This window comes from Vibrio sp. Vb0598 (assembly GCF_033338935.1).
GTDB lineage: Bacteria > Pseudomonadota > Gammaproteobacteria > Enterobacterales > Vibrionaceae > Vibrio > Vibrio alginolyticus.
Genome location: NZ_JAWOTP010000321.1, coordinates 1 through 1,020, shown reverse-complemented (window position 1 = coordinate 1,020; position 1,020 = coordinate 1). Strand labels below are relative to the sequence as shown.

At 49.1% G+C, this 1,020-nt stretch carries 2 protein-coding genes; both read left to right on the top strand.

Features of this window, described 5'->3' with window-relative positions:
- The coding region (locus tag R7Q38_RS24995) for a rhodanese-like domain-containing protein (RefSeq protein WP_318114754.1) at positions 1 to 182 on the top strand (182 nt) is incomplete at its 5' end.
- A 21-nt stretch (positions 183 to 203) separates the two neighbouring features.
- Positions 204 to 1,020, top strand: an 817-nt coding sequence (locus R7Q38_RS24990) for an FAD-dependent oxidoreductase (RefSeq protein WP_318114753.1), incomplete at its 3' end; no start/stop codon positions are given.

Sequence of the window (1,020 nt, the reverse complement as noted above, 5' to 3'; positions counted from 1 at the left end):
AAGGCAAGAAAGTTATCGCTTACTGCCAGTCTGGTGTTCGCTCTGCCCACACCACCATGATTCTTACTGAAGTATTAGGTGCAGAAGGCGTCTACAACTACGACGGCTCATGGATCGAGTACAGCCATGCTCACTACGAGCAAAAGAATCCTGAAGTGAACGTTATCAACGGCAAGAGCTAATCAACACGGAAACCGCAGTTAATGAACAATGTAATTTTTAGCCAAAAGCTATACGACACCGCGCAAATGATTGTCGATGGCTGTATGGGTGATGCCGATCCGGCATGTCAAACCGCATGTCCAATGCACACAGACGTAAAACAGTACGTTCGCATGGCTGGTGAAGGGAATTTCCAAGGCGCTTTGGATCTGATCCGCAGCAAATTATTCCTTCCTCAAACTCTTGGTCGTATTTGTGCCCACCCTTGTGAAGCTTCTTGTCGTCGCAACACAGAGTTCGGTCAACCAATCAGCGTAGCGGGCATCAAACGTTTCGTTGCAGAGAAAATGGATAACCAAGATCACTGGGATCTCAACATTGCCCCTATGACGAACAAACACATCGCGATCGTGGGTGCAGGCCCTGCTGGCGCACAAGCGGCTATTGAGCTTCGTCGTCAAGGCCACGAAGTAACGATTTACGAAAAGCTAGACGTTTACGGCGGCATGATGCGTGTGGGTATCCCTGAATACCGTCTACCACGCGATGTTATCGATTTCGAATACAGCTACCTAGCGATGCTGGGTATTAAAACTCAGTTTGGCGTTGAGATCGGCAAAGACATTAGCTTCGACACTCTACGTAGCGAACATGATGCTGTGATTTTGGCTCACGGTGCACACGTCGGTTCGATCATCCCTCTACCGGGTCATGACAACGATGGCGTGTTCTCTGCGGTTGAATACTTGAAAGAGATTTCTGAAACTCGCCAATTTCCACGTGCAGGTAAACGAGTGATGGTTGTCGGCGGTGGTGACGTTGCAATGGACTGTGCACGCTCTTCATGGCGTATTGGTG